The sequence below is a fragment of the Subtercola sp. PAMC28395 genome (assembly GCF_018889995.1).
Classification (GTDB): domain Bacteria; phylum Actinomycetota; class Actinomycetes; order Actinomycetales; family Microbacteriaceae; genus Subtercola.
Genome location: NZ_CP076547.1, coordinates 1,180,016 through 1,199,729, shown reverse-complemented (window position 1 = coordinate 1,199,729; position 19,714 = coordinate 1,180,016). Strand labels below are relative to the sequence as shown.

Sequence of the window (19,714 nt, the reverse complement as noted above, 5' to 3'; positions counted from 1 at the left end):
GATGCTGAGAACCTCACACCTTCGTGCCATGCCCTCGACCCACCGGCGGTGAACAGTGCTCATGACCCCATCACAACTCGCTCGGGTGCGTATCCTTCGGCCGAGTGCCCAGCTGTTCATCCAATCGAGGACCGTCGCCGCCGCGAGCGCCCTGCCCGTGTTCGCTGCGATGCTGTGGTTCGCAATACCGCGTGGAACCTGGCCCCGAGTGCTGGTCGCGATCGTTGTCGTTGCAGCGGCCTACCTCGTGGCGATCTACCTGCTCTCCAGCGTGCGGATCGTGCTCGATCGTGACGGCATCACCGAGAACGGCTTCTTCGTGCACCAGCGCAGAATCTCGGCCAAACGCATCGCCAACGTCGTCATCGTGCAGGTGTATCGGGGCCAGTCCCTCGACACGGCCCAGCAACTCTTCGTTCTCGACGCCACGGGCGAACTGCTGCTTCGGATGCGCGGCCAGTACTGGAGCGACGAGAACCTGGGCGCGGTGGCCAGCGCTTACGGGGTGCCGGTTCGCCGGGCATCCGAACCCATCAGCCGTGCCGAGCTGCGCGAGAACTATGCCGATGTGATCTTCTGGTTCGAGAAGTGGCCGTGGTTGAAGGCGCTCTGCCTTGTCGGCGCCATAGCCGCGTTGTCACTGGTGCTGATCGCGCTGATGTCTGTGGATGGACTGGTCGCCGTCGCGGGTTGAGCAGCCCGCAGGGCTGGATCGCAAACCCGCCGAACCAGCGACCGGTTCAGACCGCTCTGTCTTCGAGGCCCCACTCCTGGCCGTAGCCGCCCTCATCGAGGGGCAGGGCCATCAGTTCGAGGAACGGCAGGGCGTCGAACGCCTCGGGGCCGAGCACGCCGGTGCCTGTCCAGAGGCCGAGCGCCAGGAGCTCGAGCGCGATCACGGGGTTCAGCGCGGTCTGCCATACAACGCACTGGGACTCGTACTCCGCCATCGTCCACTCGTTGTCGGCCACGTGGTACAGGTACACGTCGCGCGGGTAGCCGTCGATTCCGGTGCCGGTGACCCACAGCCCGGCGCAGGTCTTGCCGGTCATCCGTGGCCCGAGGGTCGCCGGGTCGGGCAGGCCTGCCGCAACGACATCGCGAGGGGCGACCTCGACGGGGCCGTTCGCTGACCGAACTCTGACGGGAGCGGTCTTGTCGAGGCCGAGCTGGTGCAGGGTCTTCAGAATCCCGATGAACTCGTTGCCGAGGCCGTACTTGAAGGTGACGCGCTTGGCGTCGACCCAGCGCGGCATGAGCAGCACCTCTTCGTGCTCGACGTTCACGCACTCGACCGGGCCGATGCCGCCGGGGAAGTCGAAGATCTCCGGCTCGCTGAAGGGCGGGGTGGTGAACCAGCCGCGGTCTTTCTCCCAGATGACGGGAGGGTTCAGGCACTCCTCGATCGTCGTCCAGATGCTGAAGCTCGGGGCGAAGATCTCGTTGCCGTCGTCGTCACGAACGACGAGGTTGGCGCCGTCGCGGGTGCCGAGCTCGTCGATCTCGCTGAACAGGTGGTCGGCGGCGTAGCGCGCGAAGACGTCGGAGAGGCCCGGCTCGACGCCCATGCCGACGAGCGCGAGGATGCCCGCCTTCTCCCAATCGGCGGCCTGCGCGAACTGGTCGTCACCGAGCTTGATGCCGGTCTCGCTGTGCGGATCGGTGGGGTGCGGCTCTGAAAGGCTCATCGCCATGTCGAGGTAGTTGGCGCCTGCCGCAAGCGCACCAGCGAAGATCGTCGGCACGAACTTCGGCTCGACGGCGTTCATCACGTGCGTCACGCCATGGCGGCGGGCGACCTCGGCGACGTTCTCGGGGTCTGAGGCATCGATGCGGTCGGCGATGAACTTTGCGCCGGTCTCTGCGCCGTGGCGGGCGGTGATCCACGCGACGGTGCGCTCGGCCCGCGCGAGGTCGTAGTCGGTGACGACGACGGTGTCGTAGAACGCGCGCCTGGCGGCGATCTTGGCGATCGAGTCGCCGACTCCGCCGGCGCCCACAAGAAGAATCTTCATGCGCAGAGACTACATCTCAACCAACCGCAGCGGCGGAGGCAGCGGCCGGATCCCCGAGCAACCCCGCGAACACGATCTCGGCCGCGCCGACGGTGAGCAGCCGAGAGCGCAGTTGGGCCCGTTCGATGCGCACGTCTTCGCCCAGCGTGCCGACGGCGTTTGCGGCGACCGCCGCACGCAACCGCTCAGGGTTCGCCTCATAGAGGGCCCCGAGCGATCCCCCCAGAATGAAGACCTGCGGGTTGAAGACGCTGATGAAGGTGCCGATGGCTGAGGCGAGCACGTCGAGCTGGCGGTCGACTTCGGCCCGGGCATCCGGTTCAAGGGCGCCAGCCAACACCTCATCGAGTTCATCGGGCCCGAGACCCTCACGCCCGAGAACGGCCAGTAGCCTGCCGAGGTTCACCTCGGTCTCGAGGCACCCGATCTTGCCGCAGTGGCACCGGATGCCCACACTGTTCACCAGCGTGTGGCCCAGTTCGGCGGCGTACCCCTGCGCACCACGCAGCATCGACCCGCCGACGAGAACGCCGCCGCCGATGCCGCTGGCGCTGCCGTTGAGGTAGACGAGATCCTGCACACCCCGGCCAGAGCCGAACAGGCTCTCGGCGAGTGTGGCCAGACCGGCATCGTTCGCGATGCGCACGGGGTAGCCGAGTGCTGCGGAGAACGGCTCTGCCACCTGAACGTCTCGCCAGCCGAGGTGCGGGGCGAGCATGACGGTGCCGTAGCGCCCGTTGACGAGCCCGGGGATCGCGATGCCCACACCGACGACGCGATACTGCGCGTCGAGTTCCGCCCGCATGCCGGCGATCACCGCGGTCACCACGTTGATCGTCTCGCGCACGGTCGGCACCGCGGCCGTTTCGAATCGGATGCGTTTGTGCAACTCACCGCCGAGCCCGACCAGGCCGATGGTGATGGCGTCGACGTCGGGGTTGATCGTGATCGCGGCGACCTTCTCGTTCGCGTGCACGATCGGGCTGGGGCGACCGACAAGGCCAGAGTCGCTCGGCTCCGTCTCGTAGGCGAGATCCAGCTCGACCAGCTCAGCGACCAGCGCACCGATGGTCGAGCGATTGAGCCCCGAGAGCCGGGTGAGCTGGGCGCGGGTCTGGGCGCCGCCGTGATGAAGCATGGTCAGGATGGTCGACAGATTGTGTCGGCGGGTCTGGTCGTTGCTGTTGCCGACCCCGGCGGAGATGGGGCGCAGCGATCCGGAGAGCGTCACGGTCTGGTGGCCCTTCTCTCGCTGCGCTGATTCATCTCGCCGTACTACTTCAACTCGCTTTACTGCTTCACTCTGCAATTCGGATTCAGCGTTCACCGACGTTTCATCGAGTGCGTTCACGTTTGTTGATCTTTAGAACATATACCGGGCAGCGCCTGTGAACCAAAATGACGGGCCCCACAAGATATCGCTCCGCAGGCAAATTGGCTTTGACATCGGCCGGTCATCCGGAATATGTTGGGCGTGGTAACTTTTTCTCGCCAACGATGCTGACTGGAGCACAACGGAATGTCTCTGACACCCACCCGCGCTGACAAATTCTCTTTCGGACTCTGGACGATCGGCTACAACGGCGCAGACCCGTTCGGCGGCCCGACCCGCGCCCCCCTCGATGTGGTCGAAGCAGTCACCCGCCTCAGCGAGCTCGGTGCCTACGGCCTGACGTTCCACGACGATGACCTGTTCGCGTTCGGTTCGACCGACGCCGAACGGCAGAATCAGATCGACCGCCTGAAGGGCGCCCTCGCCGACACCGGCCTGATCATCCCGATGATCACCACCAACCTCTTCTCGGCCCCCGTCTTCAAAGACGGCGGCTTCACCTCGAACGACCGTGCCGTGCGACGCTTCGCGCTGCGCAAGGTGCTGCGCAACATCGACCTCGCCGCCGAGCTGGGCGCGAAGACCTTCGTGATGTGGGGCGGCCGTGAGGGTGCGGAGTACGACGCGGCCAAAGACATCCGTTCGGCGCTCGAGCGCTACCGCGAAGCCGTGAACATGCTGGGCGACTACGTCACCGACAAGGGCTACGACATCCGTTTCGCGATCGAGCCGAAGCCGAACGAACCGCGTGGCGACATTCTGCTGCCGACGGTCGGGCACGCGATGGCCTTCATCGAGACGCTCGAACGCCCCGAGCTCGTCGGTGTGAACCCCGAGGTCGGGCACGAGCAGATGGCCGGGCTGAACTTCGCCGCGGGCATTGCTCAGGCGCTCTACCAGGGCAAGCTGTACCACATCGACCTCAACGGCCAGCGCGGCATCAAGTACGACCAGGACCTCGTTTTCGGCCACGGCGACCTCTACAACGCCTTCGCACTCGTAGACCTGCTCGAGAACGGTTCGCCGGAGGGTGGCCCGGTCTATGACGGCCCGCGACACTTCGACTACAAGCCGAGCCGCACCGAAGACATCACGGGTGTGTGGGATTCGGCCGCCGCGAACATGCGCACCTACCTGCTGCTCAAGGAGCGTGCGGCGTCGTTCCGTGCCGACCCCGAGGTGCAGGAGGCGCTCGCCTTCTCGAAGGTGACGGAGCTCGCCGAGCCCACGCTCGCCGCGGGTGAGTCGTACACCGAATTGCTCGCCGACCGCAGTGCCTACGAAGACTTCGACCCGACCCCGTACTACAACGGCAAGGGGTTCGGCTTCGTGCGCCTGCAGCAGCTCGCCCTCGAGCACCTGACGGGCGCTCGCTGAGCTATGTGCGAGCATCCGGTGGATGCTCGCTGCGCAGCGAGCGCCGACGGAGCTGTGCTTCGTCGGTAACGTCGACTGCGATTGTCGCGACGATCGAGTTTCCCCAAACTGTCTCACGCTAACCCGGCCACAGACATCGTGGGGAAACTCGATTGCGCACCCTCCCCATTGAGTGAAAGAAGGCACCGTGAGCCTCGTCGCCGGCGTTGATTCGAGTACGCAGAGCTGCAAGATCGTGATCCGGGATGCCCAGACGGGCGCTCTCGTGCGCAGCGGCCGGGCATCCCACCCCGACGGCACCGAAGTCCCACCGAACGCGTGGTGGGGCGCGCTGCTCGCCGCGATCGCCGACGCGGGCGGGCTCGACGACGTGGCCGCCATCTCGATCGGCGGCCAGCAGCACGGCATGGTCGTGCTCGACATCGAGGGCCGCGTCATCCGCGACGCCCTGCTCTGGAACGACACCCGCAGTGCCCCCGCAGCGGCCCAGCTGCTCGCCGAGGTCGGTGCAGCCGGGCCCGATGGCTACGCCGCGCGAGCGGGTTCACTGCCGGTCGCCTCCTTCACCGCAACAAAACTCCGCTGGCTGCGTGACGCTGAGCCTGAGAACGTCGCCCGCGTTGCTGCCGTCGCCCTCCCCCACGACTGGCTGACCTGGCGCCTGCTCGGCTACGGCCCCGCCGACGAGAGCCCCCTGGGCCCGGTTCTGGATGCCCTGACCACCGACCGCTCCGACGCGAGTGGCACCTCGTACTGGAGCCCGGCGGCGAACGCCTACGACTTCGCGCTGTTCGAGCGCGCCCTCGGCCGGCCCGGCGTCGAAGCCGTCGGAGTCGCCGAGGCCGAACTCGAGTTCGAGCTCGTCGACGAACTCGAGGAAGAACTGGAAGAAGACCTGCTCGACTCGGCGGGCAACGTTGTCGCAGGAGACAGGGCACTGCCCGGCTGGGTCAGCGAACCCGAGGGGCTGCCGGCGGTCATCCTGCCGCGCGTGGTGCAGACAGGCGAGGTCGCCGGTGTCACCGTGGCGCACGGTGGAGACGGGTCGTTCGACACCAACGGCATCGAGGACCCGGCCGATGTTCCTGGGGTGATCCCGGCCGGCATCGTCGTGGGAGCGGGGGCCGGCGACAACGCGGGAGCAGCCCTCGGTCTCGACGCGCAGGCGGGCGACGTGGTGATCAGCATCGGCACATCGGGGACCGCGTTCGCTGTCACCGATCATCCGGTGGCCGATCTCAGCGGCACGGTGGCGGGCTTCGCGGATGCGGCTGGCGGATTCCTGCCGATCGTCGTCACGCTGAATGCGGCCCGGATCCTGGCGACGATCAGTGGGCTGCTCGGGGTAGGTTTCGACGAGTTCGCTGAACTGGCGCTGGCAGCCCAGCCCGGTTCTGGTGGCGCCGTGCTCGTTCCCTACTTCGAGGGTGAGCGCACACCCAACCAGCCGGATGCCACTGCCACCTTCGCGGGGCTGACTATGGCGTCGACGAGCCGCGAGAACGTCGCCAGGGCCGCGATCGAGGGCATGCTCTGTGGGCTCGCCGACGGCATCGGAGCGATCCGCACGCTGGGCGTCGAGACCCGCCGAGTGATGCTGATCGGCGGCGCCGCCCAGAACCCGGCCGTGCAGGCCGTCGCCGCCCAAGTGTTCGACGTGCCGGTCTTGGTGCCGACGCCCGGCGAGTACGTGGCCGACGGTGCGGCCCGGCAGGCCGCGTGGACGCTTCTCGGCAGCAGGCCCGTGTGGCCCGTGACGTTCGTCGCCGAACTGCCGGTCGACACCAGGGCGGTCATCGTGACCCAGTACCGCGCCGCCCAGCTGCTCGGTTCGGTGCCGCGCCGCTGAGCATCCGTCGGCCGGCAGGGGTCAGCCGACCCCACTAGATCACGGGCTATTCATTCGCCGGTAACCGCCGCCTGCGACAGTGGCGCGTGCAGGCACACCGGATGCCCGCGATCCTGTCGACCGAATGGGCACCCCGATGACCTCCCGTGTTCTTCGCGCAGCCCTCGCCGCCGCCGCGACCCTCGCGACCGCCACCCTCTTGGTGGCCGGCTCCGGCACCGCAGCGCAGGCGCTGGTGCAGCCCAACGGCTCCGACGGCGCGTACTATCTGTTCGACTCCGGCACCGAGACCCGCTCTCCCGCGACCAAGGTCTACGCCTGGACTGACGATCTCGTTGGCTCGCCGAGCAGCAGGGATGCCCGGCTCCTCTTCTCCTGCCCCGCCGATGCCACATCGGTACAGACGTTCATCTCGCCGGTGGGCCAGGAGCGCGTTCGAAGCTCCTGGTCGGCGTACGCAGACGGCGCCTTCTATTTCGGCACGAAGTACGTGCTCGAGTCGCCGGCGAACCTGAGCGCCCAGATTCTGGGCATGGCGTCGAACGTACGCACGAAGGGCGGTAACTACAGCCTCGGCTTCGCCTGCTTGAAGAGCAACAACGTGCAGTTCGCCTCGGCCGGCGTCTGGTACACCACGATCCACGTCACGGCCGGCACCGGCGCCTGGACGGCGGATGTTCCCGCTGTCACCCCGGCCCTGATCTCGGTGAAGCCCGCCATCACCGGCACCACGACTGTCGGCTCGCTGCTCACCGCCGTGCCCGGCACCTGGGGGCCCGGCACCGTCAAGCTCGCCTACCAGTGGTACCACGGCGACACCCCGATCATCGGGGCGACCGCCTCGACGTACACGCTCGCCGCGAGCGACCAGCACTTCGCCATGTCGGTGTCGGTGACGGGTGCCCGCCCCGGGTTCGAGGCCGCCGCCATTCTGAGCGACCCGACCACGACGGTTCTCGGCCCATTCACGCAGACTCCTGTTCCCACCATCGCCGGAAACGCGAAGGCCGGCACCGTGCTGACGGCCACAGCCGGCGCCTGGGCACCCGCACCGGTGAGCGTCGCACTGCAGTGGAACCGGGCCGGGGTAGCCATCCCGGGTGCCACCGCCGCGAGCTACACCCTCACAGGCGCCGATCTCGGCACGACGATCACGGTCTCGGCGACCGGCACGGCAACCGGCTTCATCACCGCGACGACCACGAGCCTGCCGACGGCCGCGATCGCCCAGGGCACTCTCACGACGGCCACTCCAACCATCACGGGTACACTCGTCGCCGGTAAGACGCTGACCGCGAACGCGGGTTCATGGATGCCCGGGGCCGTCGCTCTCGCGTACCAGTGGAAGCGTGCTGGCGTCGCCATCGCCGGAGCCACCGCGTCGAGCTACGTCCTGACAGCTGCAGACGTGACCAAGACGATCTCGGTCAGCGTCACCGGCTCCGAAGCGGGCTTCGCGAGCGCTACGACGACCAGCGCGTCGACGACCGCGGTACTCGCCACCCTCATCGCGACGCCGGTGCCGACGATCGCGGGCGCACCCGCCGTCGGCAAGACCCTCGCCGCGACACCCGGTACCTGGTCACCCGCGCCCGTCACGCTCACGTACCAGTGGAAGCGCTCCGGCGTCGCCATCGCCGGCGCCACGGCCGCCACCTACACACTGACCCCCGCGGATGCCGCGAAGGTCATCACCGTGAGCGTCACCGGCTCGAAGGCCGGTTACGGCACGGTCACCACGACCAGCGCTGCGACCAGCGCCATTCTCTCGGCACTCACCGCGACTCCGGTTCCGACGATCGCGGGCACACCAGCCGTCGGCAAGGTCCTGACAGCCACGGCCGGCACGTGGAGCCCCGCGCCGGTGACCCTCGCGTACCAGTGGAGCCGTGCCGGGGTCGTCATTCCCGGTGCGACGGCGGCCACCTACACGCCGGTGGCGGCCGATCTGGGCAAGACCCTCACTGTCTCGGTAACGGGGAGCAAGACTGCGTTCCTCGCCGTAGCGAAGACGAGCATCCCGACCAGCGTCGTCGCCGCGAAGTAGCGCCCGGGCCGGCGCGCGCGGCGAGATCCTCCGGAGATCCGGAACACTTTGGGAGGAGATGCTCGAGGGTGCTTCCGCTTTCCGGCCCACATCGTCGAATTTCCTCCGAAAGTCAGCTCTCCGACCGCGCTTGACGCGGCAAACACCGGGTGTGGATGATGTGGGCATGACTATCACCAACGTGCAACTGTTCTCGGTTCCGGTGAGCGACCAGGATCGTGCGCGTGACTTCTACGTCGACACGCTGGGGTTCGACCTCGTGAACGACGTACAGATGGGGCCGGACATGCGGTGGGTGCTCGTGTCGCCGCCCGGCGCCCAGACCGCGCTCACGCTCGTGACCTGGTTCGACTCGATGCCGGCGGGTTCGTTGAAGGGTCTCGTGCTCGAGAGCGACGACCTCGGAGGAGAGGTCGAGCGGCTTCGCGGGCTCGGTGTGACCATCGGCGAGATCGAGCACGCGCCGTGGGGCTCGTTCGTGCAGTTCGACGACCCCGACGGCAACGGAATCGTGCTGCAGGCGACGGCGCTGACCTCCGACTGAACGACAGATAGCTCAGTCGTCGGCCCTCAGTGAAACTGCGCGAAACAATCCGTCGGTTTGAACGAGGGCCGACGATTGGGCGATCGGGCCGGTGAGTGCGCTCGGTCTCCGATTCAGAGGGTCGAGGCAGTCACGCTGGCCCGATCATGCGCGCCAGCAGGCTCTGCGGCGTGGCCGTGCGCGTGTCGATCTCGGCCGTCACTCGGCCCTCGAACAGCGTGTAGACGCGGGTCGTCATGACGAGCAGCTCGTCGAGGTCGGCCGACGCGAGCAGTACTCCGGTGCCCGAGGCCGCAAGCTCCACGATCAGGTCACGAAGCTGCTGCACGCCCTCGGCGCTGGCACCGCGAGTCGGATGATCGAGCATCACCACCGCCGGCCGAACCTCTTCTGGCTGCCCCAGCCAGAGCTCGAGTGCCTCGCGGTGTCGCTGTTCGCCGGCGCTCACCGCCCCACCCGTTCCGCCCATCGCCTTGGCAGCACCAGCCCCGGAACCCTTCCCGCCGCGACCGCTGACCAGCTCCGAGATGCCGCCGAGCCCGAATGCCGGCGCTGCGGTCTCGTAGTCGCGCCCCCGGTCGACGAGGCCGAGGCGCGCCAGCCGCGCGAGCATCGAGGCCGATATGCGTGAGGGGATGCCGCCCAGCAGTTGCAGGTCGTACTTCACGTTCGCATCCGTCGACAGGCTCAGGCCGCCGGCGATCGATTCCTGCGGGTTCCTGGCTGCGAGCATCCGCCCATTCACCTCGATCTCGCCGGTTGCCGACGACCCCCATGACCGACCGAAGAGGCTGAGGGCGAGCTCACTGATGCCCGAGCCCTCGAGCCCGGCCAGCCCCACGATCTCGCCGCGCCGAACGCTGAGCGAAACCTGCCGAACCACGGCTCGGGTCGTCTCGAGCGGGTCGAAGGCCGACCAGCGCTTGACTTCGAGAACCACCGGCCCTGGTTCGATCGACTCGTGAAGTACACGGCGCGTGACCCGGAGGTTCGCCGTCATGTAGCCGATGAGCCTCTCTGTCGACGCGTCGCCGGAGCCGCCCGTCTCGCCAGTGCCGCCTGTGTCGCCGTGCGGGATGCCGCCGATGGCTCCGTCATCACCGAAGCCTGCGCCGCCGCGGAGCTCGCCGTGACCACCCGAGTCCTTGTGACTGCCCGCCTGGTCGCCGCCCGGTTCGCCAGCACGTCGCCGGGGTGCGCGCCTGAGTCCGATGGTCTCGACCGCACTGCCACGGGAGAGCACGGTGACCGTCTCGGCAATCCGGCGCAACTGGTCGATCCGGTGCGTCGCGACGACGACGGTCATTCCGTCTGAAGCCAGCCGGTCGATCGCGGTCGAGACCAGCGACAGGCCCGTCGCGTCGAGGCCAGTGAACGGTTCGTCCAGCAGCAGCACCCGGCGTTCAGCGGCGACCGCCCTGGCGAGCTCGACCACCCAGCGCTCGCCCGGCGTCAGATCGCCGGCCGGGCGGGCAGCCTTGACCGTGGCCCCCGCACCGAGCTGGGCAAGAATCGCCGTCGTCTCCGAGTGCAGGCGGTCGAACTTCACAAACCCCCGAACAGCACGCTCGCGGCCGAGAAACACGTTCTCGGCCACGGAGAGGTGCGGCACGACGCTCGGCCGACCCCGAACGACAGCCACACCGGCCGCCTCCGCCTCGGCGTGACCGTCGAAGACCGTCGGCACACCGTCGAGCTCGAGAACTCCCTCAGTCACGGGCAGGTACCCCGACAGGGCCGCCAGGAGTTCGGATGATCCCGAGAGGTTCTCGCCGAGAACGCCGTGCACGCTGCCCCGGCGCACCTCGAACGACACAGCACGAATGCCCGTGCCCGCCGAAGACCTCGCCGAGACAGAACTCAGGCGGAGGATCGGGGTGGGCACGGGCATCCATTCATGCTGTCAGAACAGCCAGACGAACCGGTACAGATGTGAAGAGGTACAGCGACGAATCAGTACAGCAGCGAACCAGACAAGCTGGAGTCAGACCAGATCAACGACCGCCGGAGCGACGCTTGTTGTAGACGTCGAAGGCGACCGCGAGCAGCAGCACGAGGCCCTTGACGGCCTGCTGCCATTCGATGCCGATGCCCATGATCGACATACCGTTGTTCAGCACACCGATGATGAGACCACCGACGATGGCGCCACCGATCGTGCCGACACCACCCGTCACAGCCGCGCCACCGATGAAGGCAGCCGAGATGGCTTCGAGCTCGAACCCGTCACCGGCCTTCGGGCCTGCGAGGTTGAGTCGGGCGGTGAACACCAGACCGGCAAGACCGGCCAGGAAGCCCATGTTGACGAACAACCAGAACGTGACGTTGCGGGTCTTGATACCCGAGAGCTCAGCGGCGTGCAGGTTGCCACCGATCGCGTAGATGTGGCGACCGAACACCGAGCGGGTCATGACGACGCCGTAGATGAGGATGAGAACAGCCAGCACGATCAGCGTGACGGGGATGCCCTTGAACGTGGCGAGCGCGTAGGCGAACAGTGCCACAACGGCAGAGACGAGCACCATCTTGACGATGAACCAACCGAGGGGCTCGACGGCCTGGCCGTAGCTCTGGCGCCCGCGGCGGGTGCGGATCGACTGCACGATGAACAGCACGATGGCGATGACCGCGACACCGATGGTCAGCGGGTCGACGTCGTAGGTGCCGAAGAGGTTCGTGAGAAAGCCGTTACCGAGCGAGCGGTACAGGTCGGGGAACGAACCGATGTTCGCATTGCCCAGCACCACGAGCGTGAGCCCGCGGAAGATGAGCATGCCGGCCAGCGTCACGATGAAGGCCGGAATTCCGACGTACGCGATCCAGAACCCCTGCCACGCGCCCACCAGGGCGGCGATGGCGAGCGACAGGATGATCGAGACCCACCACGGCAGGCCCATGTTCACCGCGAAGACACCCGAGATCGCGCCGATGAAGGCCGCGACCGACCCGACCGACAGGTCGATGTGACCGGCGACGATGACCATGACCATACCGATCGCGAGGATCAGGATGTAGCCGTTCTGCACGATCAGGTTCGACACGTTCTGTGGGCGCAGGAGCACGCCGTTCGTGAGGATCTCGAACACCACGACCACGAGGATCAGGGCGAGGAAGATGCCGTTCTTGCCGATATCGCTGAGCACGTGGCTGAGCGCTGACGTGAACTTGTTGTCGACCGGGTTGACCCGGCCACCGGCGGCAGTGTCGTCAGCCGGCTTCGTCTCGAGATCGGACATCAGATTCGTTCCTTTTCCATGGTCATGTACTTGATCAGCGTTTCGGGTGTTGCATTCTCGATGGGCACTTCGCCGGTGATGCGGCCTTCTGCGATGGCATAGATGCGGTCGCAGATTCCGATGAGTTCCGGCAGCTCGCTCGAGATGACGATGACGCCTTTGCCTTCTGCGGCGAGGCGGTTGATGATCGTGTAGATCTCGTACTTCGCACCCACGTCGATTCCGCGGGTCGGCTCATCGAGAATGAGCACGTCGGGGTCGGAGTAGATCCACTTGCTCAGAACGACCTTCTGCTGGTTGCCACCACTCAGCTTGCCGACCTTCGACAGCACCGAGGGCGCCTTGATGTTCATCGACTTGCGGTAGCCGTCGGCGACTTCGTATTCCTTGTTGTCGTCGACGAGTCCGCCCTTCTCGAGCTTCTTCAGCGCAGCCATCGAGATGTTTCGCTTGATGTCTTCGATCAGGTTGAGGCCGTAGAACTTGCGGTCTTCCGTGGCGTACGCGAGACCGTTGTCGATGGCTTCAGACACCGTGCGTGTCTTGATCTCCACGCCGTTCTTGAAGACCTGGCCCGAAATGCGAGTTCCGTACGAGCGACCGAAGAGGCTCATGGCGAACTCGGTGCGCCCTGCACCCATGAGGCCGGCGATGCCGACGATCTCGCCGCGCTTGACGTTGAGGTTCACGTTGTCGACCATGATGCGGGTCGGATCCTGCGGGTGGTACGCGGTCCAGTTCTCGACGCGCAGGATCTCCGCGCCGATGTGCGGCGTGTGATCGGGGTAGCGGTGTTCGAGGTCGCGGCCGACCATGTCCTTGATGATGCGCTCTTCGGTGACGTCGTTCTTGGCAATCGTCTCGATCGCCTTGCCATCGCGGATGACGGTGACGGTGTCGGAGATCTTCTTGATCTCGTTGAGCTTGTGGCTGATGATGATCGACGTGATGTTCTGGCCCTTGAGCGAGAGGATCAGGTCGAGCAGGTGATCGCTGTCTTCGTCATTGAGTGCAGCGGTCGGTTCATCGAGAATGAGGAGCTTCACTCGCTTCGAGAGCGCCTTGGCGATCTCGACGAGCTGCTGCTTGCCCACGCCGAGCTCACGCACCTTCGTGGTGGGGTTCTCGCGCAGGCCGACACGGGCGAGGAGTTTGGAGGCCTCGATGTTGGTCTTGTTCCAGTCGATCAGGCCGAATGCGCCCGTGATCTCGTTGTTGAGGAAGATGTTCTCGGCGATCGACAGAAAGGGGCTGAGGGCCAGCTCCTGGTGGATGATGACGATGCCCTTGGCTTCGCTGTCACGGATGTCGCGGAACTCGACAGTCTCATTCTCGAAGACGATGTCGCCCTCGTAGGTTCCGTGGGGGTACACACCGCTCAGAACCTTCATGAGCGTGGACTTGCCGGCACCATTCTCGCCACAGATGGCGTGGACCTCGCCGCGGCTGACGTCGAGCGTGACATCCTGCAGCGCCTTGACGCCGGGGAATGTCTTTGTGATATGCCGCATTTCCAGGATATTGGTGGTCACAATATTCCTCCCTTTTGTCTGTGGGGTGACCCCGAGTCGGGGAATGATGAATGGAGCGTTCCGGCCCGGCAGCCCTGTCCCGCGTGAGCGGAAGAGTGCTGCCGGGCCGGAACCAGGTGGAACGTGACTAGCCGTTGACCTGAGCGTCGGTGTAGTAGCCACCGTCGATCAGAACGCTCTTGATGTTGTCCTTCGTCACGACGACCGGCTGCAGCAGGTAGGCCGGAACGACCTTCTTGCCGTTGTCGTAGGTCTTCGTGTCGTTGGTCTCAGGAGTCTGGCCTGCGAGAACGGCACTTGCCATCTTGACAGCAACCTTCGCGAGTTCGCGAGTGTCCTTGTAGATGGTCGAGTACTGCTCGCCGGCGATGATGGCCTTGACCGAGTCGAGCTCAGCATCCTGACCGGTGATGATCGGGAAGCCGGCACCGACGGTGTAGCCCGCCGAGGTGACTGCCGAGATCAGGCCACGTGAGATGCCATCGTAGGGCGACAGGATGCCGTTGACCTTCGTGGTGCCGTCGGAGTAGGTCGACGTGAGGATGTTCTCCATACGCGACTGGGCGGTTGCCGGGTCCCAACGCAGTGTTGCCACGGTGTTGAAGTCGGTCTGGCCGCTCTTGACGACGAGGGTGCCATCAGCGATGTACGGCTTCAGGGTGTCCATTGCGCCGTTGAAGAAGAACGTCGCGTTGTTGTCGTCGGGGCTACCGGCGAACAGCTCGATGTTGAACGGGCCCTTGGCGCCGGTCTTTGCTCCGCTTGCGTCGAGAACGCCGAGGCCGGTCAGCAGCGACGTGCCCTGCTCGACACCGACCTTGTAGTTGTCGAAGGTCGCGTAGTAGTCGACGTTGGCCGAGTCGCGGATCAGACGGTCGTAAGCGATGACCGGGATCTTGTTGTCGGCGGCGTTCTGCAGCGTGTTGGTGAGCGTCGTGCCGTCGATCGAAGCGATGATCAGGGCTTTCGCACCCTTGGTGATCATGTTCTCAAGCTGGCTGACCTGGGTGGGGATGTCGTCTTCTGCGTACTCGAGGTCGACGGTGTAACCCGCGGCTTCGAGCTGCGTCTTGATGTTGTTTCCGTCAGCGATCCAGCGCTCAGACGACTTGGTCGGCATTGCAACGCCGATGAGGCCACCCGCGCTGGCGGCTGCGCCGCCCGTGGAGGAACCTGACGATGAACCGCTCGAGGAGCAGGCGGCGAGTGAAATCACCATGGCGCTTGCGGCCAGGAGAGAAAGAACAACCTTCTTCTTCACTGTATTTCCTTTCAATTTGTGCATGTGGACTTCGTTGTCAGCAGGTGCTGTGTGAAGGTAATGCGGTGGTGGGTGGTGCTGGGTGGTGCTGGATGGTGCGTTGTGGTGTTGCTGTGATTACAGGCCGTGCGCGAAGCAGTGGTGGGCCTTGTTCCGCCGGATACCTGTCTGGAAATCCCGGAGGTCTGTGCTCTCGCCGATGACGAGAAATTCGTGGGTGGTTACGTGCCCGTGTGTCACTTCATGGCTCCTTTGGGAGCCTGGCCGTAGACGTTCTGGTACCGGTCGAACAGGGAGTCGATGGCCGACTGCGGCAGAGGCAGTGGCTCGCCGAGCTGACGGGAGATGTGCACTGTGCGGGCAACGTCCTCTGTCATGACGGCCGCCTTGACCGCGTCTTTCGCGTCTTTGCCGATGGTGAAGACGCCATGGTTCTGCATGAGCACTGCCCGGGAACGGTGACCGGTGAGTGTCTCCACGATGCCGACGCCGATGGTGTCGTCACCGATGATCGCAAAGGGCCCTACCGGGATCTCGCCGCCGAATTCGTCTGCCATCGCGGTGATGACGCAGGGAATCGCTTCGCCGCGCGCCGCCCATGCAGTGGCATAGGTGGAGTGGGTGTGCACGACGCCACCGACGGCCGGCATGTTCCGGTAGACGTAGGCGTGCGCAGCGGTGTCGCTCGAGGGTGAACGTTCACATCCGGGGGTGTCAGCAATCACTTCGCCATCGAGATCGCAGAGGATCATGTTCTCGGGGCGGAGTTCGTCGTAGCTGACGCCACTGGGCTTGATCACGAACAGCTCTGCACCGGGAACACGGGCAGAGATATTGCCCCCCGTCCAGATGACGAGGCCATAACGCACCAGTTCCGCATGCAGTTTCGAGACATCTGCACGTGCGCGGGCGATCGCTACTTCGATTTCGGGGCCGTAGTTCACAGGGATCCACCCGTCAGAGTGGAAGCTGTGGCACGAGAGTGGCGGGAATCGAGCGGCATGATCACGTTGGACGACTCCTTTGTCTGATCTGGGCATGCGATAGCGAATCTGTCGCTTCGGATGATTGTGTTCGGCGAACAAAATGTGAACGGTCACATTGGCTGCCCTCATGTTAGTCATATCGGTCCACAACGTGTCAAGTCACGATGGTCACGGTTCGGTAACTGCCCTCCGCCACCGAGTGAACCATGCGACACACGGTGCCGGAGGCACACACGCGACTGCTGAGCGCGCTGGCAGGCTGGCCAGCCGATACCGTCCGCGCCCGACGTGGGTGCAGGGGGTTCGTGGTGGACGGGAGTCAGCGCGCGGGCGGTGCGGTGCTCGCGCGCACGATGAGCTCGGGAACCAGGGTCTGCCCATAGCCGAGCTCCGGGTCGATCTTGCCGAGAAGCAGCTCAACACTGCGGCGACCGAGTTCGCCGAAATCCTGGCGCACGGTGGTCAGTGGCGGCCAGAAGTGCGCGGCTTCGGGAATGTCATCGAATCCCACGATGCTGATGTCGCCCGGCACGTTCAGGCCCGCCTCGCGAATTGCATGGATGAGTCCGAGGGCCATCTGGTCGTTGGCCGAGAAGATCGCGGTGAAGTCCCTCACCCGCAGCAGCTCCCGGCCGGCGCGGTAGCCGAACTCTGCCGTCCAGTCGCCGAGGATGGGCGCGGTCGCCGGCACATCCCACTCGGACATCTCGGTCAGGAAACCGTGCATCCGCGCCTCTGCCTCGACCCAGTCCTGCGGTCCAGCCAGGTGGTAGATGTTGCGGTGCCCGAGGTCCAGCAGATGCCGTGTGGCGAGCCGTGCGCCACTGATCTGGTCGACAGAGAGCGCGTGGTCTGCCGGGCCGGCGCTCTGCAGCGTCACGAACGGGATCGTCAGGTTCATGTTGTTGAACGTTTCGAGCACGCGCACCTGCGGAGCGATCACCACGAGACCCTCGATGGCCTGGTCGAGAAGGTGGTTCAGGCCCAGCTCGATCGATTCGCGGTCTGTCGAGTCGAGACTCACCGAGTTGACGAAGTATCCCTCGGCGCGAGCCGCCCGCTCGATGGCCTGGATGCCCGAAGCTGGGCCGTACTGCGAGCTGTCGGCTGCGATGATCCCGAGCGTCTGCGACCGGCTGGTGACCAGTACACGTGCGGCACGGTTGGGTCGATACTGCAGGTCGTCGATGATCTGCTGCACCCGGGCTTTTGTCTCCGGCCGGATGCTCGGGTGGCTGTTCAGCACACGCGAAACGGTCTGGTGGGACACGCCGGCGAGCCTCGCAACGTCGCGGATGCTCGGCGCACGATCGCGCTGCGGGTCTGAAGCCACGCTCTGCCGTTCTCTCGGTACCGGGCCGCTGGGGGTGTTGCTGGGGCATGACATATCGCTACGCCGATGTGTACGGTCACATTGCTGTGTGTGCCCAATTATGGCCTAGATTCTACGGATCGCCTGTGAGCTGAAATGTGACAGTAACATTCCACGGCTGGGATGTGACAGTCACATGGGTGCACGACAACCAGCCTCGCACCGCCCCCCGTCAGCCGAGAACGCTCCCGCTATGCCAGCAACTCCGCCAGAGTATGTGTTCCCGGAGCCTCTGAGCGGGCCGCCTGCGAGCCCAGCAGGCGCTGCAGCCGCTCGTTCACCGGTGCGCCGACCCCTGCCTTCCGTGCGATGAGAACAATCTCACCATTCAGATAATCGACCTCGCTCGACGCCCCCCTGGCGAAACTCTGCCAGGTTGAGAGTCGCCCGGAGGTGTGGCCGGGAACCTCCTGCACAGCGAGGGAGAAGCGCGGGGCATCCTGTACGACAGCAAGGCCAGCAGCCTCGAAGACCGCACGCGCCTCACCGAAAAGACGTTTGCGTGCGACCACGCGATCCTCGTCGTCGCCCGCGAGAACATCGAGCCCGTTGGCCGCGTTCACGAGAAGCTTTCGCGCCTTCCAGGCCGACACGTTCGACACGCTCTGCGAATCGAAGCCGGCGGCCACCAGGTCGGCCACGAACTGGTCCTGCACTTCGTCGTGCTGGTCAGGGTACCGCCCCAACCAGACGGAGCCAACCACGGGATACGACGGTGAGACCACGATGCCCGGTGACAGGTGGCTCGCTGCAATGCCGATCGACACGCCGTAGACCTTCGAGAAGCGACGGAGTGCTGCATCTTCGGTGCTGAGCCCATTCTGGAAGGTCAGCACGGGCAGGTCTGCCCCGAGCATCCTCTGCACCGGCGGTTCGGTGCCTGCTCCGTCTCCGGGGCCCGCAATCGCGACTGCACCAAGCCCGGCTGTTGGGTCGCTGTTTGCCGGAACTGCCGCTTCGACGGGTTGCCACGCCCACTCGGCCAGGGCTGCTTCGGCATCCTGAGACTTGGTAGCGATCACGATGACGTCGTCGGTGGTGAGATTCACTTCACCTGGGGAGCAGGCCACGTCGAGTCGCACCACGTCTGTCGAAGCCGGCCTCCGCACCGTGAGCCCGTGCTCTCTGATTGCGGCGAGGTTCTCCCCTCGCGCCACGAGAACCGAACGGATGCCCGCGCCCTCGAACTGCGCGGCGAGGATCGCACCGATCGCTCCCGCCCCGACAATGATGTACCGTCTCATTTCGGCGCAACCCCCGATGTGAGCTCGACCGGCCTGCCAGGGGTGTTGGACCACTGCGACCACGAGCCAGGGTAGAGAGCGGGCTCGAAACCCGCCAAGGTGAGGGCGACCGCGTCGGCTGCAGCCGTGACACCCGAGCCGCAGTAGACGCCGACCGGGGCATCCGCCCGCACCCCGATCGCCTCGAAGTGGGCGCGCAACTGGCCTGCCGGAAGAAAATGGCCGTTGACATCAAGGTTCATGGTCGCTGGAGCGCTGAGCGCGCCCGGGATGTGCCCAGCACGGGGGTCGATGGGCTCGACCTCGCCGCGATACCTCTCGGCGGGGCGCGCGTCGAGCAGCACCCCTGTTTGGGCGAGGGAAGCTGCGTCGTCGATCGTCAGGGTGCGGAGCGTCCCGTATCGGAGCTCGACATTCCCCGGCAGGGCTCGCTCGTCCCCCGTCTCCAGTTCGAACCCGGCATCGCTCCATGCCCGCAGCGAACCGTCGAGCAGGCGAACATCGGCGATGCCCGCGTCACGCAGCAGCCACCAGGCACGAGCCGACGACAGGTTCTTCAGGTCGTCATAGACGACGACGGTGTCGCCCTGGTTGATGCCCCAGCTCCTCGCTGCACGCTGAAGGTCGTCGATGGTGGGCAGCGGGTGCCGGCCGTCAGCGGGCTCGCCGTGCCTGGACAGTTGGGTGTCGAGGTCGACATATACCGCTGTGGGAATGTGCCCCTCGAGATAGAGCGGCTTTCCCGCAGGGCCGCCCAGGCTCCAGCGAACGTCGAGAACGCGAACCTCTCCGCCAGACAGCGATCTGCCATCGCCGTTCGCGGCACGGCTGGCGGACTCTCCCGCGTGCGCAGGGCCAGACTCGATGAGCGACTTCAGCTCCGCCGCCGTGATGAGAATCGACACCATTGTCTCCTGA

15 protein-coding genes are annotated in these 19,714 nt (G+C 65.7%); 5 read left to right on the top strand and 10 right to left on the bottom strand.

The window, feature by feature from the left end; translation table 11 throughout:
* Positions 1-61 precede the first annotated feature (61 nt).
* Complete coding sequence (locus KPL76_RS05615; RefSeq protein WP_216335487.1) at positions 62-694, top strand: hypothetical protein; 633 nt, start codon at positions 62-64, stop codon at positions 692-694.
* A gap of 46 nt (positions 695-740) precedes the next feature.
* On the opposite strand, the gene KPL76_RS05610 is transcribed toward KPL76_RS05615, so the two are convergent.
* Together KPL76_RS05610 and KPL76_RS05605 are read right to left on the bottom strand one after the other, a co-directional pair.
* On the bottom strand, positions 741-2,015 hold the full coding sequence (locus tag KPL76_RS05610; protein ID WP_216335486.1) for a saccharopine dehydrogenase family protein: 1,275 nt from the start codon (positions 2,013-2,015) through the stop codon (positions 741-743).
* A 16-nt stretch (positions 2,016-2,031) separates the two neighbouring features.
* Positions 2,032-3,246, bottom strand: coding sequence for an ROK family protein (locus KPL76_RS05605; protein ID WP_253202196.1), 1,215 nt, complete (start codon positions 3,244-3,246; stop codon positions 2,032-2,034).
* A gap of 288 nt (positions 3,247-3,534) precedes the next feature.
* Between KPL76_RS05605 and xylA the strand changes: the two genes are divergently transcribed.
* The 4 genes from xylA to KPL76_RS05585 all read left to right on the top strand — a co-directional run bounded on the left by xylA (position 3,535) and on the right by KPL76_RS05585 (position 9,165).
* Positions 3,535-4,725 carry a xylose isomerase gene (xylA, locus tag KPL76_RS05600; protein ID WP_205111007.1) on the top strand — a complete coding sequence of 397 codons (1,191 nt, stop codon included), beginning with the start codon at positions 3,535-3,537 and terminating at the stop codon, positions 4,723-4,725.
* 187 nt (positions 4,726-4,912) lie between these two features.
* The gene (locus tag KPL76_RS05595) at positions 4,913-6,574 is read left to right on the top strand and encodes an FGGY family carbohydrate kinase (RefSeq protein ID WP_216335485.1); all 1,662 of its coding nucleotides are present in this window, start codon (positions 4,913-4,915) and stop codon (positions 6,572-6,574) included.
* A gap of 79 nt (positions 6,575-6,653) precedes the next feature.
* Positions 6,654-8,621, top strand: coding sequence for a hypothetical protein (locus KPL76_RS05590; RefSeq protein ID WP_216335484.1), 1,968 nt, complete (start codon positions 6,654-6,656; stop codon positions 8,619-8,621).
* 166 nt (positions 8,622-8,787) lie between these two features.
* Positions 8,788-9,165, top strand: a complete 378-nt coding sequence (locus KPL76_RS05585) for a VOC family protein (protein WP_216335483.1) — start codon at positions 8,788-8,790, stop codon at positions 9,163-9,165.
* 130 nt (positions 9,166-9,295) lie between these two features.
* Here the strand turns inward: KPL76_RS05585 and KPL76_RS05580 are convergent, their stop codons facing one another.
* The 8 genes from KPL76_RS05580 to KPL76_RS05545 form a co-directional block, all read right to left on the bottom strand.
* Complete coding sequence (locus KPL76_RS05580; RefSeq protein ID WP_216335482.1) at positions 9,296-11,056, bottom strand: ATP-binding cassette domain-containing protein; 1,761 nt, start codon at positions 11,054-11,056, stop codon at positions 9,296-9,298.
* Positions 11,057-11,159: 103 nt separating this feature from the next.
* Positions 11,160-12,401, bottom strand: a complete 1,242-nt coding sequence (gene mmsB / locus KPL76_RS05575; protein WP_216335481.1) for a multiple monosaccharide ABC transporter permease — start codon at positions 12,399-12,401, stop codon at positions 11,160-11,162.
* Positions 12,401-13,912 carry a multiple monosaccharide ABC transporter ATP-binding protein gene (gene mmsA / locus KPL76_RS05570; RefSeq protein ID WP_371733941.1) on the bottom strand — a complete coding sequence of 504 codons (1,512 nt, stop codon included), beginning with the start codon at positions 13,910-13,912 and terminating at the stop codon, positions 12,401-12,403. Before mmsA ends, mmsB begins: the two co-directional genes overlap by 1 nt.
* 148 nt (positions 13,913-14,060) lie before the next feature.
* Entirely contained in the window at positions 14,061-15,152 is a 1,092-nt protein-coding gene (chvE, locus tag KPL76_RS05565; protein ID WP_216336122.1) for a multiple monosaccharide ABC transporter substrate-binding protein, read from the bottom strand.
* Positions 15,153-15,430: 278 nt separating this feature from the next.
* Complete coding sequence (locus KPL76_RS05560; RefSeq protein ID WP_253202195.1) at positions 15,431-16,138, bottom strand: L-ribulose-5-phosphate 4-epimerase; 708 nt, start codon at positions 16,136-16,138, stop codon at positions 15,431-15,433.
* 361 nt (positions 16,139-16,499) lie between these two features.
* Positions 16,500-17,567: a LacI family DNA-binding transcriptional regulator gene (locus KPL76_RS05555; RefSeq protein WP_216335478.1), complete on the bottom strand. Its 1,068-nt coding sequence runs from the start codon at positions 17,565-17,567 to the stop codon at positions 16,500-16,502.
* Between the two features lie 176 nt (positions 17,568-17,743).
* Positions 17,744-18,796 carry a ketopantoate reductase family protein gene (locus KPL76_RS05550; RefSeq protein WP_216335477.1) on the bottom strand — a complete coding sequence of 351 codons (1,053 nt, stop codon included), beginning with the start codon at positions 18,794-18,796 and terminating at the stop codon, positions 17,744-17,746.
* Positions 18,793-19,704 carry a sulfurtransferase gene (locus KPL76_RS05545; RefSeq protein ID WP_216335476.1) on the bottom strand — a complete coding sequence of 304 codons (912 nt, stop codon included), beginning with the start codon at positions 19,702-19,704 and terminating at the stop codon, positions 18,793-18,795. The genes KPL76_RS05550 and KPL76_RS05545 overlap by 4 nt, the downstream gene beginning before the upstream one ends.
* Positions 19,705-19,714 lie beyond the last annotated feature (10 nt).

Excerpts from the sequence above, each read along its gene's own strand:
- xylA (WP_205111007.1), top strand. The coding sequence starts at position 3,535 with ATGTCTCTGACACCCACCCGCGCTGACAAATTCTCTTTCGGACTCTGG.
- KPL76_RS05615 (WP_216335487.1), top strand. The coding sequence starts at position 62 with ATGACCCCATCACAACTCGCTCGGGTGCGTATCCTTCGGCCGAGTGCC.
- mmsA (WP_371733941.1), bottom strand. The coding sequence starts at position 13,912 with ATGCGGCATATCACAAAGACATTCCCCGGCGTCAAGGCGCTGCAGGAT.
- KPL76_RS05545 (WP_216335476.1), bottom strand. The coding sequence starts at position 19,704 with ATGGTGTCGATTCTCATCACGGCGGCGGAGCTGAAGTCGCTCATCGAG.
- KPL76_RS05610 (WP_216335486.1), bottom strand. The coding sequence starts at position 2,015 with ATGAAGATTCTTCTTGTGGGCGCCGGCGGAGTCGGCGACTCGATCGCC.
- mmsB (WP_216335481.1), bottom strand. The coding sequence starts at position 12,401 with ATGTCCGATCTCGAGACGAAGCCGGCTGACGACACTGCCGCCGGTGGC.
- KPL76_RS05555 (WP_216335478.1), bottom strand. The coding sequence starts at position 17,567 with ATGTCATGCCCCAGCAACACCCCCAGCGGCCCGGTACCGAGAGAACGG.
- KPL76_RS05585 (WP_216335483.1), top strand. The coding sequence starts at position 8,788 with ATGACTATCACCAACGTGCAACTGTTCTCGGTTCCGGTGAGCGACCAG.
- KPL76_RS05580 (WP_216335482.1), bottom strand. The coding sequence starts at position 11,056 with ATGCCCGTGCCCACCCCGATCCTCCGCCTGAGTTCTGTCTCGGCGAGG.
- chvE (WP_216336122.1), bottom strand. The coding sequence starts at position 15,152 with ATGGTGATTTCACTCGCCGCCTGCTCCTCGAGCGGTTCATCGTCAGGT.
- KPL76_RS05550 (WP_216335477.1), bottom strand. The coding sequence starts at position 18,796 with ATGAGACGGTACATCATTGTCGGGGCGGGAGCGATCGGTGCGATCCTC.